Source organism: Stenotrophomonas sp. GSD10 (genome assembly GCF_056172695.1).
In genome coordinates, this window is record NZ_JAOCMC010000002.1 from 749240 (window position 1) to 768732 (window position 19493).

The window sequence follows — 19493 nt, forward strand, 5'->3', positions numbered from 1 at the left end:
GGTTGCGGTGGGAGGCATCCACGCATGGCGTGGATCTACCGGCGCGCAGAAGAAAACCCGCTGCCTGCGCAGCGGGTTTCCGGTCCTGCTCCCCGTTTTCTGTTGCCGGCCAGCGGCCGGCACTACCGAATGGCAGCCGGCCAGCGGCCGGCGCTACCGAGTCCGGGTCGCCGGGCAGGGCCCGGCGCGACCTCAGAACTTGTAGTTCACGCCCAGCATGTAGGTGCGGCCCCACTCGATGTACTCCAGCGGGCGGTCCTTGCTGCCGGCATAGGTGCGGTACGGTTCGTTGGTCAGGTTGCTGCCCTGCAACAGCACAGTCAGGCCACGCAGGGCGCTGCTGTCGCTGAAGGTGTAGCTGACCTGCGCATCGGTCACGTTCTCGCCCACCACGTAGCGCAGGCTGCGGTTGCCGTTGAAGTTGCCGATCTCACCGATGAAGTCCGAACGACGGCGCTGGCTGACGCGTGCCTCGAATCCGCTGCGCTCGTAGTACGCGGTGAAGTTGTACACGCGCTTGGACAGGCCCGGCAGGCTGATCGGATCGGTGCCCACGCTGGAGGCACTTTCCGGATCCAGGATGGTGATGTCGCTCTTGTTGAAGGTGGCGCTGGCCTGCACGCCGAACCCGCGCAGGCTGTCGGTCAGCATCTCCAGCGGGAACGACCCGGTCAGCTCCAGGCCCTTCAGCGTGCCGCCCTTGCCGTTCTGCGGCGCGGAGAAGGTACCGGTGGTCAGTACCGGCGAGGTCATGCCCGGCGGCGGCACGTAGCTGCCCAGCAGCGCGGTGAAGTCGTAGTTGTCCACCGACTGGGTGTAGACGTAGCTCTTCAGGTCCTTGTAGAAGATCGCAGCGGCGACGTAGGCCTTCTCGCCGAAATACTTCTCATAGGACAGGTCCAGCGCGGTGGCACGCCACGGGTCCAGCAACGGGTTGCCGCCACTGCCGCCGGGGCGGCCGGTGCCGGTATCCACGCCGAACTCCAGGCCGGCGCGCATCTGGTCCACGCGCGGGCGCGCGACCTGCTTGGCTGCGGCGAAGCGCAGCGTCTGCTGGTGCGGGAACATGAAGGCCAGGTTCAGGCTCGGCAGCCAGTCGTTGTACGTGCGGCCGTCGGAATAGGGCTGGATGTTGTTGCCGGCCGTTTGCGAGCTGTCCCAGTAGCGCGAATCCGAGCTCTGGTCGGTGTGCTGCATCTGCACGCCGATGTTGCCGCGCACGCCGACCACGCCGATGTCGGTGTTGATGTTCAGGCGCGCCCAGGCGGTGGTGATCTTCTCCTGCACCGTCCACGACTTGGGAATCAGGTAGTCCAGGTTGTCGACCGGATTGAAGGTCATGTAGCGAGCGACCGCGGCCGGCACATCCCACGCCGGAATGGTGCCCAGGCCGGCGAAACCGAGATTGACCGGGCGGTACTGCAGGTCCGCGGCGATGTTGGCATCGCCCTGCGCGCCGAGCAGGATGTTGCCCTCGGACTGGGTCTTCACCTTGCGACGGTCGGCATAGTTGACGCCGATGTCGATGTCCGGTGCCCACGAGGCGATCGCTTCGGGCAACGCAATCGTTGCGGCCAGCTTGCCGCCCTTCAGGCGGTCTTCCACCTGCGGCACCTTGCCGTAGCCGGAACCGTAGATGGTGTTGGTTAGGAACAGCGCATCGGGATTGGAGTAGTTCAGGCCCGGGCTGATCTGCGAGAAGCCGTTCTGGCGGATCGACACGCCGACCGTATCCAGCTGCGGCATCGGGGTCAGCTGCAGGTTGTTTTCCAGGTTCAGCTCATCGCGCGTGGCCTTGGAGTAGTTCAGGTCGGCGACCAGCTTGACGCCACTGAAGTTGAACTCGTTGTTCCAGCCGAACGCGTCGATCTTGTCCTTGCGCTTGTTGTACATGCCACGCACCAGCGGGTACACGCCGCTGGCGGTGCCGCCGGTGAACGAACCATTGGCGTTGACCTGCGGGTTGCTGACCAGCAGGCCGGGCGTGTAGTTGCCGTTGTAGTTGCTGAGGTTCAGCTCGAACTGGTTGGCGGTGTCGATCTGCTCGGCTTCGGTGTGGAACGCATCGAAGGTGCTGGTCCAGCTGTTGTTCGGCCGGAACTGGATCGTGGCCATCACGCCATCGCGCTTGTTGTTGCCGGTGCGGCGCAGGGCCTTGATGCCGTCGGAGAAGTAGGTGCCCGCGGCAACACCCGGGCGGTTGCCGTTGTCGGTGTGCTCGGTGGTCCACGGCTCGTACAGGCCGACCTGGTTTTCCTGGATCGGCATGTCGCTGTGCGCGTAGCCGATGGCGATGCCCAGCGTCTTGTCCAGGAACTGGTCGATGTAGCTGGCGCTGAAACGGTTGCCGTACGGGTCGACATTGGCGGCGCGGCCGAGCGAGCTCTTCTGGTAGCGGCCACTGACCGCGATCACGCGCTCACCGAAGCTGAGCGGACGCGCGGTCTGCATGTCGATGGTGCCCGACAGGCCCTGGCCCACCAACGCGGCATCCGGGGTCTTGTACACGGTCACGCCGTTGACCAGCTCGGACGGGTACTGGTCGAACTCGACGCCACGATTGTCACCGGTGCTGACCACTTCGCGGCCATTGAGCAGGGTGGTGGCGAAGTCCGGCGACAGGCCGCGCACGCTGATCACCTGCGCACGACCGGCCACGCGCTGTGCGGCCAGGCCGGGCAGGCGCGAGATCGATTCGGCGATGCTGACGTCGGGCAGCTTGCCGATGTCCTCGGCGGAAATCGCCTCGACCACCGAGGTGGCGTCCTGCTTGATGGCGATGGCGTTCTCGATGCCACGGCGGATGCCGGTGACCTGCACCGTATCCAGGTTGGTGGCGGCGGTGCCGGCCGGCGTGGTGGTGTTCTGCGTGGACTGTGCCGACGCCAGCGTCGGCGCCAGCACAACGGCCAGCGCGAGACTCAGCGCACTGCGCTTGTGGTTCAACATTTTCCCCTCCCAGGCAATGTTGCAGATCGATTCGTGAGCGTCCCGGCAGGGCCGAGGACGTGCGACGCGGTGGCCGCTGTCGTCGCCGCTATGGTAGGCAGCGCATTCTTCGCGGGAATCACCCTGCATACGTATTCAATGGCGTTTGCAGGGGTGTAATCGCTTTCAGGTCCTGCTTGCGGTAGTGCCGGCCGCTGGCCGGCAATCACGTTCACCGGGTTGCCGGCCAGCGGCCGGCACCACCCATGCATTCAAAGCGGCGTGAAGCGGATGGCCTGCCCACCGCCCGGCGCCAGCACCAGCGTCAGGGCATCGGCGCTGGTCACCTCGCGGGTTTCGCGGGCGAACGCGAACGGGTTGCTGCGGAAATCCGCGCCTTCACCATCGCGGTAGATCTCGGCGCGATAGCGCACGCCTGGTTCCAGGAAGCCCAGCGACACCGGCAGCACGCGGCCGTGCTCGTCGGTGATGCTGCCCAGGAACCAGTCACGGCTGTTGCGGTCGCGGCGCACGATCGTCACGTAGTCGCCCACTTCGCCCTCGAGCACGCGGCTCTGCTCCCAGTCCACCGCCACGTCCTCGATGAAGCGGAACGCCTCGCGATGCTGCAGGTAGTGCTCGGGCAGGTCGGCGGCCATCTGGATCGGGCTGTACAACACCACGTACAGCGCCAGCTGGCGCGCCAGCGTGCTGGGAATGGCCTGGCCGTGGCGTCCCTTCAGGCTGAGGATGCCGGGGGTGTAATCCATCGGCCCGGCCAGCATGCGGGTGAACACCAGGTTGACCTCGTGCTCCGGTGGGTTCGGTGGCTGTCCCCAGGCGTTGTACTCCATGCCACGTGCGCCTTCACGCGAGATCCAGTTGGGATAGGTGCGGCGCAGGCCGGTGTCCTTGATCGGCTCATGCGGGTTTACCGACAGGTGCCGGCGCGCGGCCTCCTGCACCACCTTCAGGTGGTGGCGGGCCATGAACTGCCCGTCGTGCCACTCGCGCCACAGCGGGCCACCGGCTGGATTGCGGCGGTCGACCTGGCCGTCGTCGCAGACGTAGCCGGTCTTGAACTGGTCCACGCCCAGCCGTGCGTACAGGTCCAGCGCGGCGCCCAGCTGGTCCTCGTAGTGCTCGATGGCGCAGCCGGTTTCATGGTGGCCGATCAGATGTACACCCTTTTCCAGGCCAAACGCCGACAGCGCTTCAATGTCGAAATCGGGCGTGGCACGGGTGAAATCGAAGTCGTAGCCATTGCCCACCCACATGCCGTCCCAGCCGGGATTCCAGCCTTCCACCAGCACGCCACGGAAGCCGTGGGCAGCGGCGAAATCGATCACCTTTCTGGTCTTGGCGGTGGTGGCTGCGTGCTTCGGCCCAGTCGCCCAGCTCTCGTTGTCCAGGTGCATCGACCACCACACGCCCAGGTATTTGGCCGGTTTCACCCAGCTGACATCGCCCAGCGCATTGGGTTCGTTGAGGTTGAGGATCAGGTCCGATTCGACCAGGCCGCCGGCGCGGTCGGCAATCTGCAGCGTGCGCCACGGCGTGGCAAAGGGCAGGGTGCGGCGCACCTTCCAGCCTTCGGCCGCAGGCGAAAGCTGCGCACGCAGGCGCTGGCCCTCGGTGCGGCGCAGCCACATGCCGGCGTAGTCCACCAGTGCGGCCTCGTGGATCGCCACGTGCAGGCCGTCACCGCTGCGCAGGGTCATCGGCGTATGCACCAGCGGCACTTCGCGCAGCGGGGTACGCTGGTACAGGTACTCGTAATGGATCGGCTCGCCGGCGGGAATCCACCAGGCGGTCGATTCCGGCGCGATGGCGAACTCGGTCAGCTCGTCATCGATGATCGCTTCGCGCAGGTTCGGCTGCTCGGGAAACACATAGCGGAAGCCGAGGCCGTCGTCGTAGACGCGGAACACCAGATCCAACCGCCGCTTGCTGCCCGTGGTCTCAGCCAGCTGCACGGTCAGCTCGTTGAAGTGGTTGCGGGTGACCCGGCGTTCGCCCCAAGGCTGTTCCCAGCGGTCGTCGACGCTGCGTTGCTGCTGCCCGATCACCGCGAAATCACGATCCAGGCGGCCGTCGCGCAGGGCGAAGCCGAGCTTCGAATCGTCCACCACGGTCTGACCGAAGCGCTCGACGCGATAGCGCGCCGTGCCGCCATCCAGCACCAGGCTGGCCCTGAGCACCTTGCCCGGCGAGTCGACGCTGACAACCAGCGACGCGGCCTGCGCCAGCGAGGCCATTCCCAGCAGCGCCAGGCCGAACAGATGCGCGAGCGCGGTACGTACAGCAATGGGTGACATCGGCATTTCCCTCCCAAGGCGCCGTTGGCAGACCCGGACCATAAGCCAGCGCGGCGGGCGTGCTGGCGCAGGGCGGCATGAATACGTATGCAGCTGGACGCAGCCGACAGCCCCGCGTCTACCATGGGCCCAAGGCACCTTGAGGAGGGGCCGCGCCCGCCCTCGGCAACGATGGTGCGGACCTACAACGCGTGCAGAGAGGGAGGGAGGCCGACGGGCGCAAGCCGGTCCGCCGCTTCGATGCTGAAGATCATTTGCCTGACCGCTGCCCTGGGGGCAGCGCTGGGATCGACCGCGCAGGCGGCCGACCTGCAATTCGACGGCCGCCACGCGCGCGCCGAAGCCGCAGCCAACGGCAGCTTCGTGCTGCATGCGCCGACGGGCGAGGTGCGCATTGCGCCGATGCCGATGCGCAGCCAGACCGGCAGCGTGATGTTCGATGCGCTGTTCGCGCTGGCCCAGCAGGACATGGATCAGGACCGCGTGGATGCCATCCGTGACCCGGCCTTCGACGAAGGCAGGCCGGTGCCCTGCGAATGCTTCCAGACCGGTGCACGCTGGCCTTACGTGTGGACCCGCGATGTGAGTTTTGCCGCCGATCTGGCGCTGGCGAAACTGGACCCGCAGCGCACGCGGCAGTCATTGCAGTTCAAGCTGTCGGCAGCCCGCGACGGGCACACGCCCGGCCTGTTCGTGGCGCAGGACACCGGTTCCGGCGGTAGCTGGCCGATCAGCAGCGACCGCGTGGTGTGGTTCCTGGCCGCGCGCCATCTGCTGGATGATGCGGCCTTTGCCGACCAGGTCTGGCAGGCGCTGCAGGGCACGCTGGCGCAGGACCGTGCGATGGTGTTCGACGCACAGATGGGCCTGTACCGCGGCGAGACCTCGTTCCTGGATTGGCGCGAGCAGACCTATCCGGACTGGACCCGCGAGAACGTGCGCTTCATCGGCGATTCCTACGCGCTGTCCACCAACGTGCTGCACTACCAGGCCCTGCGCCTGGGCCAGCAGATGGCCGCGCAGCTGGGCGATGAGCGCGCCGAGCAGTACAAGGCCTGGGCCGATGCGCTGGCGATGCAGATTGATGCACGCTTCTGGCGGCAGGACATGGGCCAGTACATGAGCTACATCGGCGAGGCCGCGCACCCGGTGCCTTATGCCAAGGTTGATCTGCTGGGCCTGTCGCTGGGCATCCTGGCCGACGTGCTGCCCGCCGAGCGCGCGCAACGGGCGCTGGCCGCTTACCCGATGGGGCCGGCCGGCAGCCCGGTGGTGTGGCCGCAGGAAGCGCAGCAGCCGATCTACCACAACCGCGCCATCTGGCCGTTCGTCAGCGCCTATTCGCTGCGCGCGGCGCGCCAGCTGGATGATGCGCCACGCATTGCCGCCGAGATCCGTTCGCTGATGCGCGGTGCCGCGCTGGCCGGTTCCAACATGGAAAGCTACGAGCTGGTCAGCCAGGCCGTGCATGTGGACGAAGGCGCGCTGAGCGGGCCAGTGGTCAACTCAGAGCGCCAGCTGTGGTCGGTGGCCGGCTATCTGGCCATGGTCACCGAAGGCGTGTTCGGCGTGCAGGACGATGGCCGCGTGCAGCCCAAGCTTCCGGCCGCGCTGGTGCCCGAACTGTTCGGCAAGCAGCGCCGCATCACCCTGGACGCCAACGGCAAGCGCTATGTGCTGGAGCGGCCGAAGCAGGTGGGTGATGGCCTGCTGGTGGCCGGCAAGGTGAAGACGCGTGGCACCACCACCACGGTGCAACTGGTGGCCGCACCCTCACGCGCGTTGCCCGCCAGCACCGCCGATGCCAATGCGCGCGCGCCGGCAACCCCGGCTGCACCGCAGGCGCGGCGCAGCGGCCAGGGCTGGACCGTAGCGGTGGCCGAGGGCCAGGTGCTGTGGCAGGACGGCCGCGCGGTGACCGCGATCAGCAAGGGGGTGGCACGCCTCGGCGATGACGGCCTGCAGCATTGCCTGAGTCTGACCCGTCGCGACGGTGCACTGGAATCGCTGCACAGCCCGACGCTGTGCGTGGGCTCGCAGCAGGTGCTGCGCGGTGCACGCCAGTGGCAGTTCGCCGCGGCCAAGGCCGGGCCGGTACGCCTGCGCCTGCAGTACAGCAATCCCAACGGCCCGATCAACACGGGGGTGACCGCCGCGGTGAAGCAGCTGGCGGTGCAGTGTGGCAGCCAACCCGTGCAGCGCTTGACGGTGACGCTGCCGCACAGCGTGGCCGCGCAGGAATCCACTGCCGCGACCTTCAGCGTGCCCAAGGGGCGCTGCAGCGTGAAGCTGGAAGAGGGCTTCAACATGAGCGCGCTGCAGCACTTCGCGCACTACACCGGCGGCAAGGGCGGGCGCGACGGCGTGCTCAACCAGGCCCGGGTGCAGGCGCTGAAGGTAGCGCCGGTGGTGGCGGACGAGGGCGCACGATGAATCGTCCCGCCAAGCCGCAGCTGTCGTTCTGGCAGATCTGGAACATGTGTTTCGGTTTCCTCGGCATCCAGTTCGGTTTTGCCCTGCAGAACGCCAATGCCAGCCGCATCTTCGAAACACTGGGGGCGGACATGGAGGCGGTGCCGGGGCTGTGGATCGCCGCACCGCTGACCGGTCTGCTGGTGCAGCCGGTGATCGGCTATCTGTCCGACCGCACGTGGACGCGCTGGGGACGGCGCCGGCCGTTCTTCATGATCGGCGCGGTGCTGACCACGCTGGCCCTGCTGGTGATGCCCAATTCGCCGACGCTGTGGATTGCCGCTGGCACGCTGTGGGTGCTCGATGCCTCCATCAACGTGTCGATGGAACCGTTCCGCGCGTTCGTGGGCGACCAGCTGGCACCGCGGCAGCGGCCCACCGGCTATGCCATGCAGAGCTTCTTCATCGGTGTGGGCGCGATCGTGGCCAGCTTCCTGCCGTTCATCCTGGCCCACTTCGGGGTGGCCAACACGGCCGCCGCCGGCCAAGTGCCCGATACGGTGCGCTATGCGTTCTACTTCGGTGCGGTGGTGCTGCTGGCCGCGATCACCTGGACCGTGGTCAGCACGCGTGAGTATTCGCCCACCGAGTTGGCCGGCTTCGAGGATGCCGAGCCGCCGGCCCACCACGCCGCCGCCGCGGTGAACGGTCCGGCGCCGTGGTCGCAGGTGGCGCTGTGGCTGGGCGTGGGCCTGCTGCTGGCGGTACTGATCGCCTGGCGCCAGGGCGACAGGATGCTGTACGTGCTGGCCGGCCTGTGTGCGGGTTACGGCCTGCTGCTGGCGGTGGCCCGCTCGTTGCCGGGTACCCACATGCTGGCGGCGATCGTCGACGATCTGCGGGCGATGCCCATCACCATGCGGCGCCTGGCCTGGGTGCAGTTCTTCTCGTGGTTCGCCCTGTTTGCCATGTGGATCTACACCACCGCTGCTGTGGCCGGCACCCACTTCGGTTCCACCGATCCGCAGTCGGCCGCCTACAACGAAGGTGCCAACTGGGTGGGCGTGCTGTTCGGCGCGTACAACGGCTTTGCCGCGCTGGCCGCGCTGGTCATCCCGCTGATGGTGCGTGCCGTGGGCCTGCGCTGGAGCCACCTGGTGAACCTGTGGCTGGGCGGCGCCGGCCTGATCTCGCTGATGTTCATCCGCGATCCGCACTGGCTGCTGCTGTCGATGGTAGGCGTGGGTTTTGCCTGGGCGTCGATCCTCTCGCTGCCGTATGCACTGCTGTCTGACAGCGTGCCGGCCAGGAAGATGGGCGTGTACATGGGCATCTTCAATTTCTTCATTGTGATCCCGCAGTTGGTCGCGGCCAGTGCGCTCGGCTTTGCCTTGCGCGCCTGGCTGGGTGGCCAGCCGATGCACGTGCTGGTGCTGGGCGGCTGCAGCCTGCTGCTGGCCGGTGTGTGCGTGCTGCGGGTTCCGTCGCGTTCGGAGGTGGTGTGATGCGTGCTGTATTGCCAGTTGCTGTCTGTGTAGCCCTGTTTTCCGGCCAGGCCCTGGCCACGCCGCGCCCGGCGTATGTCGGCACCACCGAACCGTTCGCCAGCGATGCGGTGTATTTCGTGGTGACCGATCGCTTCGTCAATGGCGATCCGTCCAACGACCACCGTGACCAGGGCGGCAAGCACCGTACCTTCGATATTCCGGTGCCGTGCCCGGACAAGGTGGACGGCAACATCGGCTACCTGGGCGGCGACTTCCGCGGCGTGCTGGACAACGCGCAGTACATCCGCAACCTGGGCTTCGGCGCGGTGTGGATCACCCCCATCGTCGACAACCCCGACGAAGCCTTCACCGGCAGCAAGGCGATCAGCTGCACCAGCACGCTGACCGACCGCGGCAAGACCGGCTACCACGGCTACTGGGGCATCAATTTCTACAAGCTCGATGAGCACCTGCCGAGCAAGGATCTGGACTTCGCCGGCCTGACAAAGGGCCTGCACGGCGCCGGCCTGAAGGTGGTGCTGGACATCGTCGGCAACCACGGCTCACCGGCGTGGACCATGCCGACGCGGCAGCCGCAGTTCGGCCAGATCTTCGACAAGGATGGAAAGCTGATTGCCGACCACCAGAACCTGCCGCCGCAGAAGCTGGACCCGAAGCACAACCCGCTGCATGCGTTCTACAACAACATCGGCCCGGTCGACGGCAAGAACGGCTCGATTTTCGATGGCAACCTGGCCGAGCTGTCCGACTTCAACCAGAACAATCCGGCGGTGATGGACTATCTGGTCGGCGCCTACCTGCAGTGGACCGCGCAGGGCGTGGACGCGCTGCGCATCGACACCATCGGCTGGCTGCCGCACCCGTGGTGGCATGAATTCGTCAGCCGCATCCGCGCCGAGCATCCGGGCATGTTCATGTTCGGCGAAGCGTTCGACTACGATGCCGCGCGCATCGCCGAGCACACCTGGCCAGCCAATGCCAACGTCAGCGTGCTGGATTTCCCGCTGCGCGGCGCGCTGGAGCAGACCTTCGGCACCGCCGGCAAGGGCTTTGAAACGCTGGCCGAACCGCTGCACCTGAGCGGTGGGCCGTATGCCAACCCGTACGAGCTGATGAGCTTCTACGACAACCATGACATGCCGCGCCTGCAGGCCAGCGACAACGGCTTCATCGACGCGCACAACTGGCTGTTCACCGCACGCGGCATTCCGGTGGTCTATTACGGTTCGGAAACCGGCTTCATGCGTGGCCGCGCCGAGCATGCCGGCAACCGTGCCTACTTCGGCCAGCCGCGCGTGGACGCCGCGCCGCAGAGTCCGATCTTCGCGCCGCTGCAGCGCATCGCCAGGCTGCGCGAAGCCACCCCGGCCCTGCAGCGCGGCTTGCAGGTGAACGAACGCCTGCAGGGTGATGAGGCGGTGTTCCTGCGCGTTCTGCAGCACGGCGATGTGGCGCAGACGGCGCTGGTGCTGCTGAACAAGGGCGATGCGGCGCGCACCTTCGAAGTGGAGCGCTACCTGCAGGCGGGCACCTGGCGCGACGCACTGGGCGGCGGCGAGCTGAAGGTGAAGGACCGCCTGCGGACTGAAGTGCCCGCCCACGGGGTGAAGGTCTACGTGCTGGATGCGCCGGTGCAGCAGCCGGCATTGCAGGCCGAACTGGACAAGGCGATGGCCGACCAGCGGGCACGGGACCAGCGGCTGCGGCGGTGATGGCCATCGGTAGTGCCGGCCGCTGGCCGGCAACCCCGGATTCATGGAACCTGCAGATGCCGGCCAGCGGCCGGCACTACCGGGTGTGACCGCATCCGGCACAATAGGCCCCCCTCACGCCTTGCCGTACCGCCATGACCGAACTCGCCCCGCAGACCCCGATTGAAACCCTGCTGAAGGCGGCGATGGACGGGGCCGTGCCGATCCGCGCGTTCATGGAAGCCTTCGTCGCCTCGGAGGTCGTGCTGCTGACCGGCAGCCTGGTCACCCCTGACGGCAGCGGCTTCGACCCGCTGCTGTTCGACAAGCAGGGCACCCTGCACGTGGCCGTGTTCACCGATCCGTCGCGCGTGGGCATCTACAGCCAGCAGGCACCGCACCAGATCCGCTGGCTGATGCTGGACGTGCTGCGCCGCGTACCGGGTGGCTACGGCGTGGTGATCAACCCGGGTACGCCGCTGGGCTTCGAGATCTCGCCTGCGGGTATCGGCGAGATCCTGAAGGACTTCGCGCAGGGCTGAATGTCCCATCGGACGGTTTCGTCCGTGGCATGCACTTGCGGGGATCGGGGGTTTGCTAGAGTCCGCGCACCGACAGGACGCAAGGAGCAGCGCCATGACAGCAGCGCAGGAAAGGCCCGCACGTGTCGTCGATCTGCACACCCATCTGTTCAACGCGCGGCATCTGCCGCTGGAAAGCATCATCGCCGGCGCGATGGGCGCGTGGTCGAGCCCCTTGGCCCGACCCTTGGCGAAGCTGCTGTATTTCCTGACCGACACAGGCGGCGAGCAGGCGGAGTTCTCCCGTCTTCAACAGCTGCATCCGCAGCGTCTTCATGGTCATGGCGGGCACGAGCAGATCGACTACATCGCGTCGATCAGCAACGTGGCCAGCCATGAGCTTCTGGCAGGCACTGCGGCAGCGCCGCTCGATGCTGACGGTCTGGCGGCGCTGGCGGTCGACTCACCGGAAGCACAGGCCATACGAGGCTCCGAGCTGATGGCGATTCTCCGCGAGCTGGATCAGGCCATTCCTGCGACCGGTGGGCCCGAGCCAGGCGCCTGGCCGCCCGTCGATTCCCTCGTGCAGGAAATGATGGCGCCGGCCGGTCTGGTCGATTGGGCACGCCGCACCGTGAAGCGCGCGCTGGAACGCTTCATGGCAATGGTGGTGCGTGATCCGACCAGTACGATCGGCAACTACGCCGAGTTCTTCTTCACCCTGCTGGGTTCGGAGGAAACGATTTTCCGTCGCCTGCAGGCGGCGTACGGCAGTTCCCTGCCGCCCATGGAGTACGCCCATCTGATGATGGACATGGAGCTGGCGTACCCGGGCGGGCCATTGGCCAACTATCACTTGCCGCAGCGCACCCGGAACATGCTGGAACTGCAGGCCAGGTTTCCTGCGCTGCATGGCTTCTTCGCATTTGATCCGCGTCGCGATGATGCGAAGGCGGGTGGCTGGCGACAGCTGCTCACATCTGCGCTTGAGGCGGGATTTGTAGGCTTCAAGTTCTATCCGGCGATGGGATACAGACCCGCCGGTGATGCGGTCCATGCCCGCCGGATCGACGAGTTCTACGATTTCTGCCTGGAGCACGATGCGCCGATCTTCGCGCATTGCACCCCGGTGGGGTTCCAGACCCCGCGCAAGGAAGGTGCGTTCGCGAACCCGGAGTACTGGGCCGAGGTTCTGGGCAGTCGCAAGGAACTGCGGTTGTGCCTGGGTCATGCAGGTGGGCAGCGTGCCCCCAGCGAGCGGCCGGTTTCGGCGGGCTGGGACGCCGAAGAGGTCGAGTGGAAGAAGGGCAACTACGCCTGGCAGGTGGTCGACCTGTGCGTCCGATACCCCAATGTCTACTGCGAGATCGGGCATCTGGAAGGTCTGCTTGATGGAGATATCGCTGCCTTCGAACGGAACCTCAGACGCGCCCGGCATACGCAGGCCGAGTACGGGTTCATGAGCAAGATCGCCTATGGGTCAGACTGGCACATGCAGGCGATGGTCAACTCGGCCCGTCCCTACCTGGATCTTTTCCTGCAGCTGTTTGAAAAGGAGGAGTGGCGGGACTACAGGGAAGGCTTCTTCTGGCGCAACGCATACGCCTACCTGCGGCTGCCGCGATAAGGTGGTTGCACACTGCAGTGATCCACACTGAAGCAGAGGGCATGGATGGAGTTCAACGTACTCACCGGCGATGCGCCGGAACGGCAGCAGCTGGCGCAGTGGTACCACGCGCAATGGGGCCAGGACGCCGGCCTGACACTGGAACAGGAACTGCAGCGGCTCAACCGGGCGCAGGATGCGGATGGTTTCCCGCACCTCATCGCAGCCTTCGACGGCGGGCAGGTGGTCGGCGCCGTGCAGTTGAAGCGGCGTGAGATGACGACCTTTCCGCAGTACGAGCACTGGTTGGGGAGCGTGTTCGTTGCCGACAGCCATCGTGGTCGCGGCCTGGCCGGCCAGCTGGTCGAGCGGGCCGCCGAGCAGGCCGTGCGGATGGGCGTTGCCGACCTGTACCTGCAGACCGAAGCGGCGGACGGCGGGTTGTACGCGCGCTTGGGCTGGACGCCGCTGCATCAGGCCGACAACCAGGACCACCGCGTGCTGGTGATGGTGCGCAGGCTCGCCGCATGAGCGCCGCAACGGCCCGGCATTCCCGATCTGCACTGTTGTTCCTGCTCGGCGCCATCGTCGCCGCGCTGGCATCCATGCCGCTGCTGCGCGCGCTGGGCCTGGTGCAGTGGCCGGTGCTGGTCATCGCCTGGCTGATCAACCTGGGCGCAGCCTGGCATCTGGGGCAATGGGCGCGCCAGCAGGGGCGTCCGGGCTGGGCGTTCGGCGTAGCGGCAGCGCTCGGAACGGTCGCTTCCATCGTGGTGTACGTGCTGTTGGCGTTGCTGGGGCCGAAGGCCGCGCGCTGAGTCCGCGCGGCCCGTCCGGCCCATGTGCCGAGCAGGGCTCGGCACTACAGTAGAGCCGAGCCATGCTTGGCTGCACCCAGCGGAACGTTCGAAATTCCGCAGCTGCATGCCCCGCACAACCGGGTGTCATGCAAGCGTCTGCGGGTAGTAGAGCAGAGCCGAGCCCGCTTCCAGGGTTTCTTCGTAGAAGACGGCAAAGCCACGGTAGGCGTCGCCGTTGAGTGCATCAACCTGCATGCGGCCACAACGCAGATCCTGTATTTCATCGAACCCGAAGCGGGTGCATTCGGCCAGCGCGAGGTCGAATGCATCGCGTTCGTCCTCCTGCAGCAGGAACAGCATGGCCCTGTGGCGTGCACCGATGCTGGGCGCGTCCCACTCGAACGCGCCGTTGCCGGTGTAGCGGCCGCTGAAGCCGTAGATCATCACGACCATGCTGTTTGCCGAGCATGGCCCGGCACTGCCGTCCCGGGGCTCACATCGTCACCTTGCGCCGGTTGTCGTCGCTCACCCGGTCGATCAGCTTGTTGTACGGGTCGAAGCCCGCCTCATCCGGCTTTTCATCCACGGTCACCGTGATCTTCGGTTCCGCCGTGGTGATGTGATGGCGCTGCAGGTACAGCACCTTCTGGTCGCGCTCCTTGCCGGAAGGGCCGCTGGCGAACACGCCGATCTCGACCCAGTCGTCCATCGTGCCAGTGCTCTCCTGGCCCTTACCGTCGGCATATTGCTTGGCCGCGTGCAGGTCCAGGGTCACGTCGTAGCGGCCGTCATCGCGTTTGCGTGCACTGGCGGCCATCACCCGGTTGTCGTAGAAGCTGATCTTCTCGAACAGGTCGGTGACCAGCTGCTGGCGGTCTGCCGGGGTCTCGGCGCGGATGTAGGCCAGCAGTTCGCGCGAGGTGGTGTAGGGCGGTTGCTGGTAACCCTTGTCCTGCAGGAAGCGTTTCAACGCGCGGTTCAGGGCCTTCTCGCCGATCTCCTCGCGCAGCCGGTAGAACACCAGCGAACCCTTCTGGTAGTGGATGTACTGCTGGTTCTCCACCCGCTCCAGTGGCTGCTCCTCGATGGCCTCGCCACCACGCCCGGACAGGTAGCCATCCAGCTCGCGCTTGAGGAACTGGCGCATGTGCTGGCGGCCGTACTCCTGCTCCATCACCATCAGCGCCGAGTACTGCGACAGCGACTCGGACAGCACCGTGGCCCCCTGCACGTTGGCACCGATCACCTGGTGCGCCCACCACTGGTGCGCGATCTCGTGCGCGGTCACGTAGAACACGTAGTCCACCTTGTCCGGATCACGCAGGTCGGCGATGAAGCCGATCGCTTCGGAATACGGGATGGTGTTGGCGAACGATTGCGCGAAACGCGCATAGCCCGGGAACTCGATGATGCGCACCTGGCGGTGCTGGTACGGGGTGAAGTTCGCTTCGTAGTAGGCCAGCGACTTCTGCACCGCCTCGATCATCCGGTCCACGTTGTAGCCATGTGCCGGGTCGAAGTAGACCTCGATCGGAATGTCCTTGTACGTGCCCTTGCGCACCTGCCAACGCGCCGACAGGTAGGCGTAGAAATTCAGCATCGGCCGGTCCATGGCGTAGCTGAAGCAGCGCCGGCCGTTCACCGTGGTCTGGTGGCGCAGGTAGCCCGGGGCCAGCGCGACCTGGTCGGGCGCAGTGCAGACGGTGGTGCGGAAATCGAGCCAGTCGGCATCGTTGGAAATGTAGGTGTTGGCGCGCGCCGCTTCGTCTTCCAGCTTGGGCATGCGCCGCGGCTCGCCGAGATCGCGCTTGCGCCGCTCGTTGCGGTCGGTGATCTCCGCGCCCTCGTTGTAGCCGAACGACGGCAGCACGCGGCTGTTGAAGAACGTGCCGTTGTCCACGAGGTTGCTCGGCGCCTGGCCGGCGGTGAGGCCGTTGGGCTTCTGCGCCACCCGGAAATGGACACTACGGCTTTCGCCTGGCCGCAGCGGCGTGTCCAGCCGGTAGATGCGGTAGCCCAGATCCTTGTCATGGAACGTCAGCTTCTGTCCGCCAAGGTCGGCCGCCAGCAGCTGCTTGTCGTCGCCCATCGTGACATGCAGGTCCTGGATCGGCTGCGCGTGCAGGTTGCGGATCGTCCAGTTCGCATCGATCACCATCGACTGCGATTCCGGGAACAGGTCCACGCGGTTGTCCACCGCCACGATGCGCGGCTGCGGCAGGTTGCGGTACTTGGACAGCTCACGCTCGTAGCGGGCCTGCAGGTCCAGCTGCTGGTCGGGCGAGAGGAACTCGTTGCGGATGTTAGTGCTCCAGTACAGCCAGCCGCCCACGCCGACGAACGCCAGTGCGGCCACGGCGGCTAACACGCCGGTCGGGCCGCGCAGGCGGCGGCCGGCCAGGGCCAGGCGCTGGCGCAGACCCTGGCTGACACCGCGTACCCAGAAGGCCGAGGCCAGGCACATCAACGCGAGCAGGAACAACGCCCAGTAGCCCTGGAAGGCCAGCTGTCCGGCCAGGAAGTGGCCGTAGCCATTCATGTCCGAATAGGGAGCGATCGGCCAGCTGCCGAAGTTGTAGATGTTCTGCGTGTAGTCCAGCAGGCCCAGCACGCCCTGGCCGATCATCACCACGATCAGCAACGCGTAGCCGATGAACTTGTTGTTGGTCAGCACCTGCAGCACCAGCGCCAGGCCCCCCATCAGCACGTACACCACCGAGTCCAGCGCCAGGCTGCGCAGGTACAGCAGCGGCTCCAGATGGGTGTAGCCCTTGGCCAGCTGTACGCCCATCGCGGCCAGCGCACCGGCCGCCTGGAAGCAGACGATCACCGCCAGCAGCGCGGTGAACTTGGCCAGCAGCGGAACCCAGTTCGGCACCGGCATGGCATCGGTGACTTCATTGATGCGTGCGCTGCGCTCCTTCCAGACCAGCTCGCCGGCGAAGAACAGCACGATGATCACCAGCAGCCAGCTGAAGGCGCCCTGCAGGGCCATGATCATCTGCGAGGTGACCGGCCAGATCGAGGTGCCGTACAGCGTCTGCCGGAACAGCGCGCTGGGCAGGAAGTTGGCCAGGCCCAGCACCAGCAGCACGATGAACGGCACGCTGCGCAGTACGCCGCGCGTGTCGAAGCGGACCTGGCGCAGGAACTGCTGCCACGCCGTGCCTGCCGTGAATGCCGGCGCCACGCGCGGAAGCGTCGCACGGCGGGGGCGGACGGCGCTGGCGTCGGCTGCCGGCAACGCGTGCCTGCGGCCCCAGCGGCGGCGCCCGCTGCCACTGCGCTCGGTACGGAACAGCGCGAAGGTGGCGGCGAACAGCACCGCGGTCACGCCCAGCCACAGCGCACGGTTGGCCAGCAGGTAACCGGTCAGCGCGGGAATACCACTGTTGCGCTCGGCGGTGGACCAGTAGCGGATGGTGCGGCCCAGCGCACGCATGCCCAGCGGCTCGCTCAGCACCGCGATCCAGGTGTTGTCGATGTCGCGCAGCAGCGCGGCGCTGGCACCGAACAGCACCAGATAGGCGACCAGGCCGATGTAGACCCACAGGATCGAGCGGGTCACCGCGGCCAGCAGCGACAACAGCGCGGTGCTGAACAGCAGGTTGGGAATGACGATGACCGCGAAGGTCCAGGCAAAGCCCTGCCAGCTGATCGGGCCCATGCGGTCGGGGTCGACCCAGGGCATGAACGGCGCCAGCCACAGGCCGAACGCGATCAGTACATAGACCAGCAGCCCGGCGGCCAGGGCTGCGGCAATGCGCCCGGCCAGGTAATCGCGGCGCTTCACCGGGCTGGCGAAAATCAGCTCGGCCGTGCCCAGTTCAAAATCACGCAGCAGCGCATTGCTGACAAACAATGCAGTGACCAGCATGCCGAGCAGGGTGAAGATGCCCAGCATCTGTGCGATCACCGTCGGCGCGTTGCTGTGCACGTTGCCGGTGCCGCCACCGATCTGTACCGCGTCGCTGGAGGCCGCGGCGAAGGCAAGCAGGGCGAACAGTCCGGCCAGCAGCCACAGCAGCGGAGAACGCAGCTGCTCGCGCAGCTCGAAGCGGAAGAAGTTGAGGATCATGGTGTGCTCCGCTCAGGCTGCCGCGCGGACACGGGCCTGCAGGCGCAGGCGCTGGAAGTACACGTCCTCAAGGTCGGGAGCCACGGCCGCGAAGCCATCGCCGGGGTCGTTGGCGCTGTGTACATGGATCACCGGGCGGCCCCCACCAGACGGGTCGACAGCACCACATAGCGTGCCTCGTGGTCGGCCAGCTCGGAAGGATCGACCTGCTTGCGCCAGACCTGCTGCTGCAGCGCATCGATGGCATCGGCCGGGCGCCCGGTCAGCAGCACCTGGCCTTTGTTCATGATCGCCATGGTCGGGCACAGGTCGGTCACGTCCTCGACGATGTGGGTGGACAGGATCACCGCCACGTTCTCGCCGATCGCCGCCAGCAGGTTGAGGAAGCGGTTGCGCTCTTCCGGGTCGAGACCGGCGGTGGGTTCATCGACGATCACCAGACGCGGGTCGCCGAGCAGCGCCTGGGCGATGCCGAAGCGCTGGCGCATGCCGCCGGAGAAGGTGCCCAGCTTGCGCTTGCGCGCGTCCCACAGGTTCACCTGCTGCAGCAGGCCGTCGACCACTTCGCGGCGCTGCGCGCGCTGGGTCAGGCCCTTGAGCACCGCGAAATGCTCCAGCAGGTCCAGCGCACTGACCTTCGGGTACACGCCGAAATCCTGCGGCAGGTAGCCGAGCCGGCGCCGCACCGCATCCTTGTCGCGCAACACGTCGATCGGTGCTTCACCGGGGATGCTGAGGACGGCCGAGCCGCTGTCGGCCTCCTGCAGGGTGGACAGCGTGCGCATCAGCGAGGATTTGCCGGCGCCGTTCGGCCCGAGCAGGCCGAACATCCCGCGCGGGATGTCCAGGCTGACGTTGTTGAGGGCATGCACGCCGTTGGCGTACGTCTTGGACAGCGAATCGATCTTCAGCATGCGACGTACACCTTTCCATGGGCGTGTCTGCGCGTTATCCGCGCATCGGCGCCGGTGCGCATCCGCCGTTGGTCATGGGGGAGAATCCTGCGGTTGCGCGTTGGGGGCGGCGGCGGCGGTGAGGCCGCCGCCCCGATCGACGCCTCAGTCGGCCGCCACATGCCGTCGCCAGCACAGCAGTGCACCGTCTTCGGCGTCGCTGCGTTGACCGACCACGGTAAAGCCATTGCGACGCAGCACCGCCTGCGAAGCGACGTTGCCCACCGCCGTTTCAGCGCTCAGGCAACGTACGCGCGCATCGTGCCGGGCCCAGTCCACCAGCTCGGCCAGGGCCCGGCCGGCAAGACCACGGCCCTGGTGTACCGGCGCAATGCCATAGCCGATATCGAGCACGCCCTGCTCGGGCGCGCGGGTAATCGAGAACAGGCCGACCGGCATGCCGTCCTCGGTCACCAGCCAGGCGGCGGGCGCGAACACCGGTTCGATATGCCCGGCCAGATCGGCCAGCATCGTCAGCACGGCAGGCGGGGCGATGGCATGCTCCTCGGAACACGGGGACAACAGCAGCTCGCGCAGATCCTGCGCGGAAGTGGGAACCAGCATGGAAACCTCGACAGGTTGAGTGGCCCAAGGCGGGCATGACCGGTACGAGGACGGGCGTGGGCGTCAGTCTCGACGCAGCGTGCCCTTCGCCGCCGTTACCGGTGCGGTATGGGT

12 protein-coding genes and 1 pseudogene are annotated in these 19493 nt (G+C 66.7%); 7 read left to right on the forward strand and 6 right to left on the reverse strand.

Going from position 1 to position 19493, the window contains the following annotated elements; all coding sequences use genetic code 11:
• Positions 1-192: 192 nt before the first annotated feature.
• Together N4G47_RS03690 and N4G47_RS03695 are read right to left on the reverse strand one after the other, a co-directional pair.
• On the reverse strand, positions 193-2949 hold the full coding sequence (locus N4G47_RS03690) for a TonB-dependent receptor (RefSeq protein WP_181358654.1): 2757 nt from the start codon (positions 2947-2949) through the stop codon (positions 193-195).
• Between the two features lie 251 nt (positions 2950-3200).
• Complete coding sequence (locus N4G47_RS03695) at positions 3201-5246, reverse strand: glycoside hydrolase family 97 protein (RefSeq protein WP_475285280.1); 2046 nt, start codon at positions 5244-5246, stop codon at positions 3201-3203.
• Positions 5247-5486: 240 nt separating this feature from the next.
• Between N4G47_RS03695 and N4G47_RS03700 the strand changes: the two genes are divergently transcribed.
• The 7 genes from N4G47_RS03700 to N4G47_RS03730 all read left to right on the forward strand — a co-directional run bounded on the left by N4G47_RS03700 (position 5487) and on the right by N4G47_RS03730 (position 13802).
• Positions 5487-7679 (forward strand): glucosidase family protein, encoded by a 2193-nt coding sequence (locus N4G47_RS03700; RefSeq protein ID WP_475285282.1) that lies wholly within the window; start codon positions 5487-5489, stop codon positions 7677-7679.
• Positions 7676-9163 (forward strand): MFS transporter, encoded by a 1488-nt coding sequence (locus N4G47_RS03705; protein WP_475285284.1) that lies wholly within the window; start codon positions 7676-7678, stop codon positions 9161-9163. The genes N4G47_RS03700 and N4G47_RS03705 overlap by 4 nt, the downstream gene beginning before the upstream one ends.
• A complete protein-coding gene (locus N4G47_RS03710; RefSeq protein ID WP_475285286.1) occupies positions 9163-10878 on the forward strand; it encodes an alpha-amylase family glycosyl hydrolase in 1716 nt (571 codons plus the stop codon). The genes N4G47_RS03705 and N4G47_RS03710 overlap by 1 nt, the downstream gene beginning before the upstream one ends.
• A gap of 134 nt (positions 10879-11012) precedes the next feature.
• Complete coding sequence (locus N4G47_RS03715; protein ID WP_249844760.1) at positions 11013-11399, forward strand: SseB family protein; 387 nt, start codon at positions 11013-11015, stop codon at positions 11397-11399.
• A 94-nt stretch (positions 11400-11493) separates the two neighbouring features.
• The gene (locus N4G47_RS03720) at positions 11494-13005 is read left to right on the forward strand and encodes an amidohydrolase family protein (protein ID WP_475285288.1); all 1512 of its coding nucleotides are present in this window, start codon (positions 11494-11496) and stop codon (positions 13003-13005) included.
• Between the two features lie 45 nt (positions 13006-13050).
• On the forward strand, positions 13051-13515 hold the full coding sequence (locus N4G47_RS03725) for a GNAT family N-acetyltransferase (RefSeq protein WP_475285290.1): 465 nt from the start codon (positions 13051-13053) through the stop codon (positions 13513-13515).
• Positions 13512-13802 carry a hypothetical protein gene (locus N4G47_RS03730; protein WP_249844757.1) on the forward strand — a complete coding sequence of 97 codons (291 nt, stop codon included), beginning with the start codon at positions 13512-13514 and terminating at the stop codon, positions 13800-13802. The genes N4G47_RS03725 and N4G47_RS03730 overlap by 4 nt, the downstream gene beginning before the upstream one ends.
• Positions 13803-13928: 126 nt before the next feature.
• Here the strand turns inward: N4G47_RS03730 and N4G47_RS03735 are convergent, their stop codons facing one another.
• The 4 genes and pseudogenes from N4G47_RS03735 to N4G47_RS03750 all read right to left on the reverse strand — a co-directional run bounded on the left by N4G47_RS03735 (position 13929) and on the right by N4G47_RS03750 (position 19379).
• Complete coding sequence (locus tag N4G47_RS03735) at positions 13929-14237, reverse strand: hypothetical protein (protein ID WP_475285293.1); 309 nt, start codon at positions 14235-14237, stop codon at positions 13929-13931.
• 40 nt (positions 14238-14277) lie between these two features.
• Entirely contained in the window at positions 14278-17862 is a 3585-nt protein-coding gene (locus N4G47_RS03740; protein WP_475285295.1) for an ABC transporter permease/M1 family aminopeptidase, read from the reverse strand.
• Positions 17863-17874: 12 nt separating this feature from the next.
• A pseudogene (locus N4G47_RS03745) lies at positions 17875-18776 on the reverse strand (ABC transporter ATP-binding protein).
• 144 nt (positions 18777-18920) lie between these two features.
• Positions 18921-19379 carry a GNAT family N-acetyltransferase gene (locus tag N4G47_RS03750; protein WP_475285297.1) on the reverse strand — a complete coding sequence of 153 codons (459 nt, stop codon included), beginning with the start codon at positions 19377-19379 and terminating at the stop codon, positions 18921-18923.
• Positions 19380-19493: the final 114 nt, after the last annotated feature.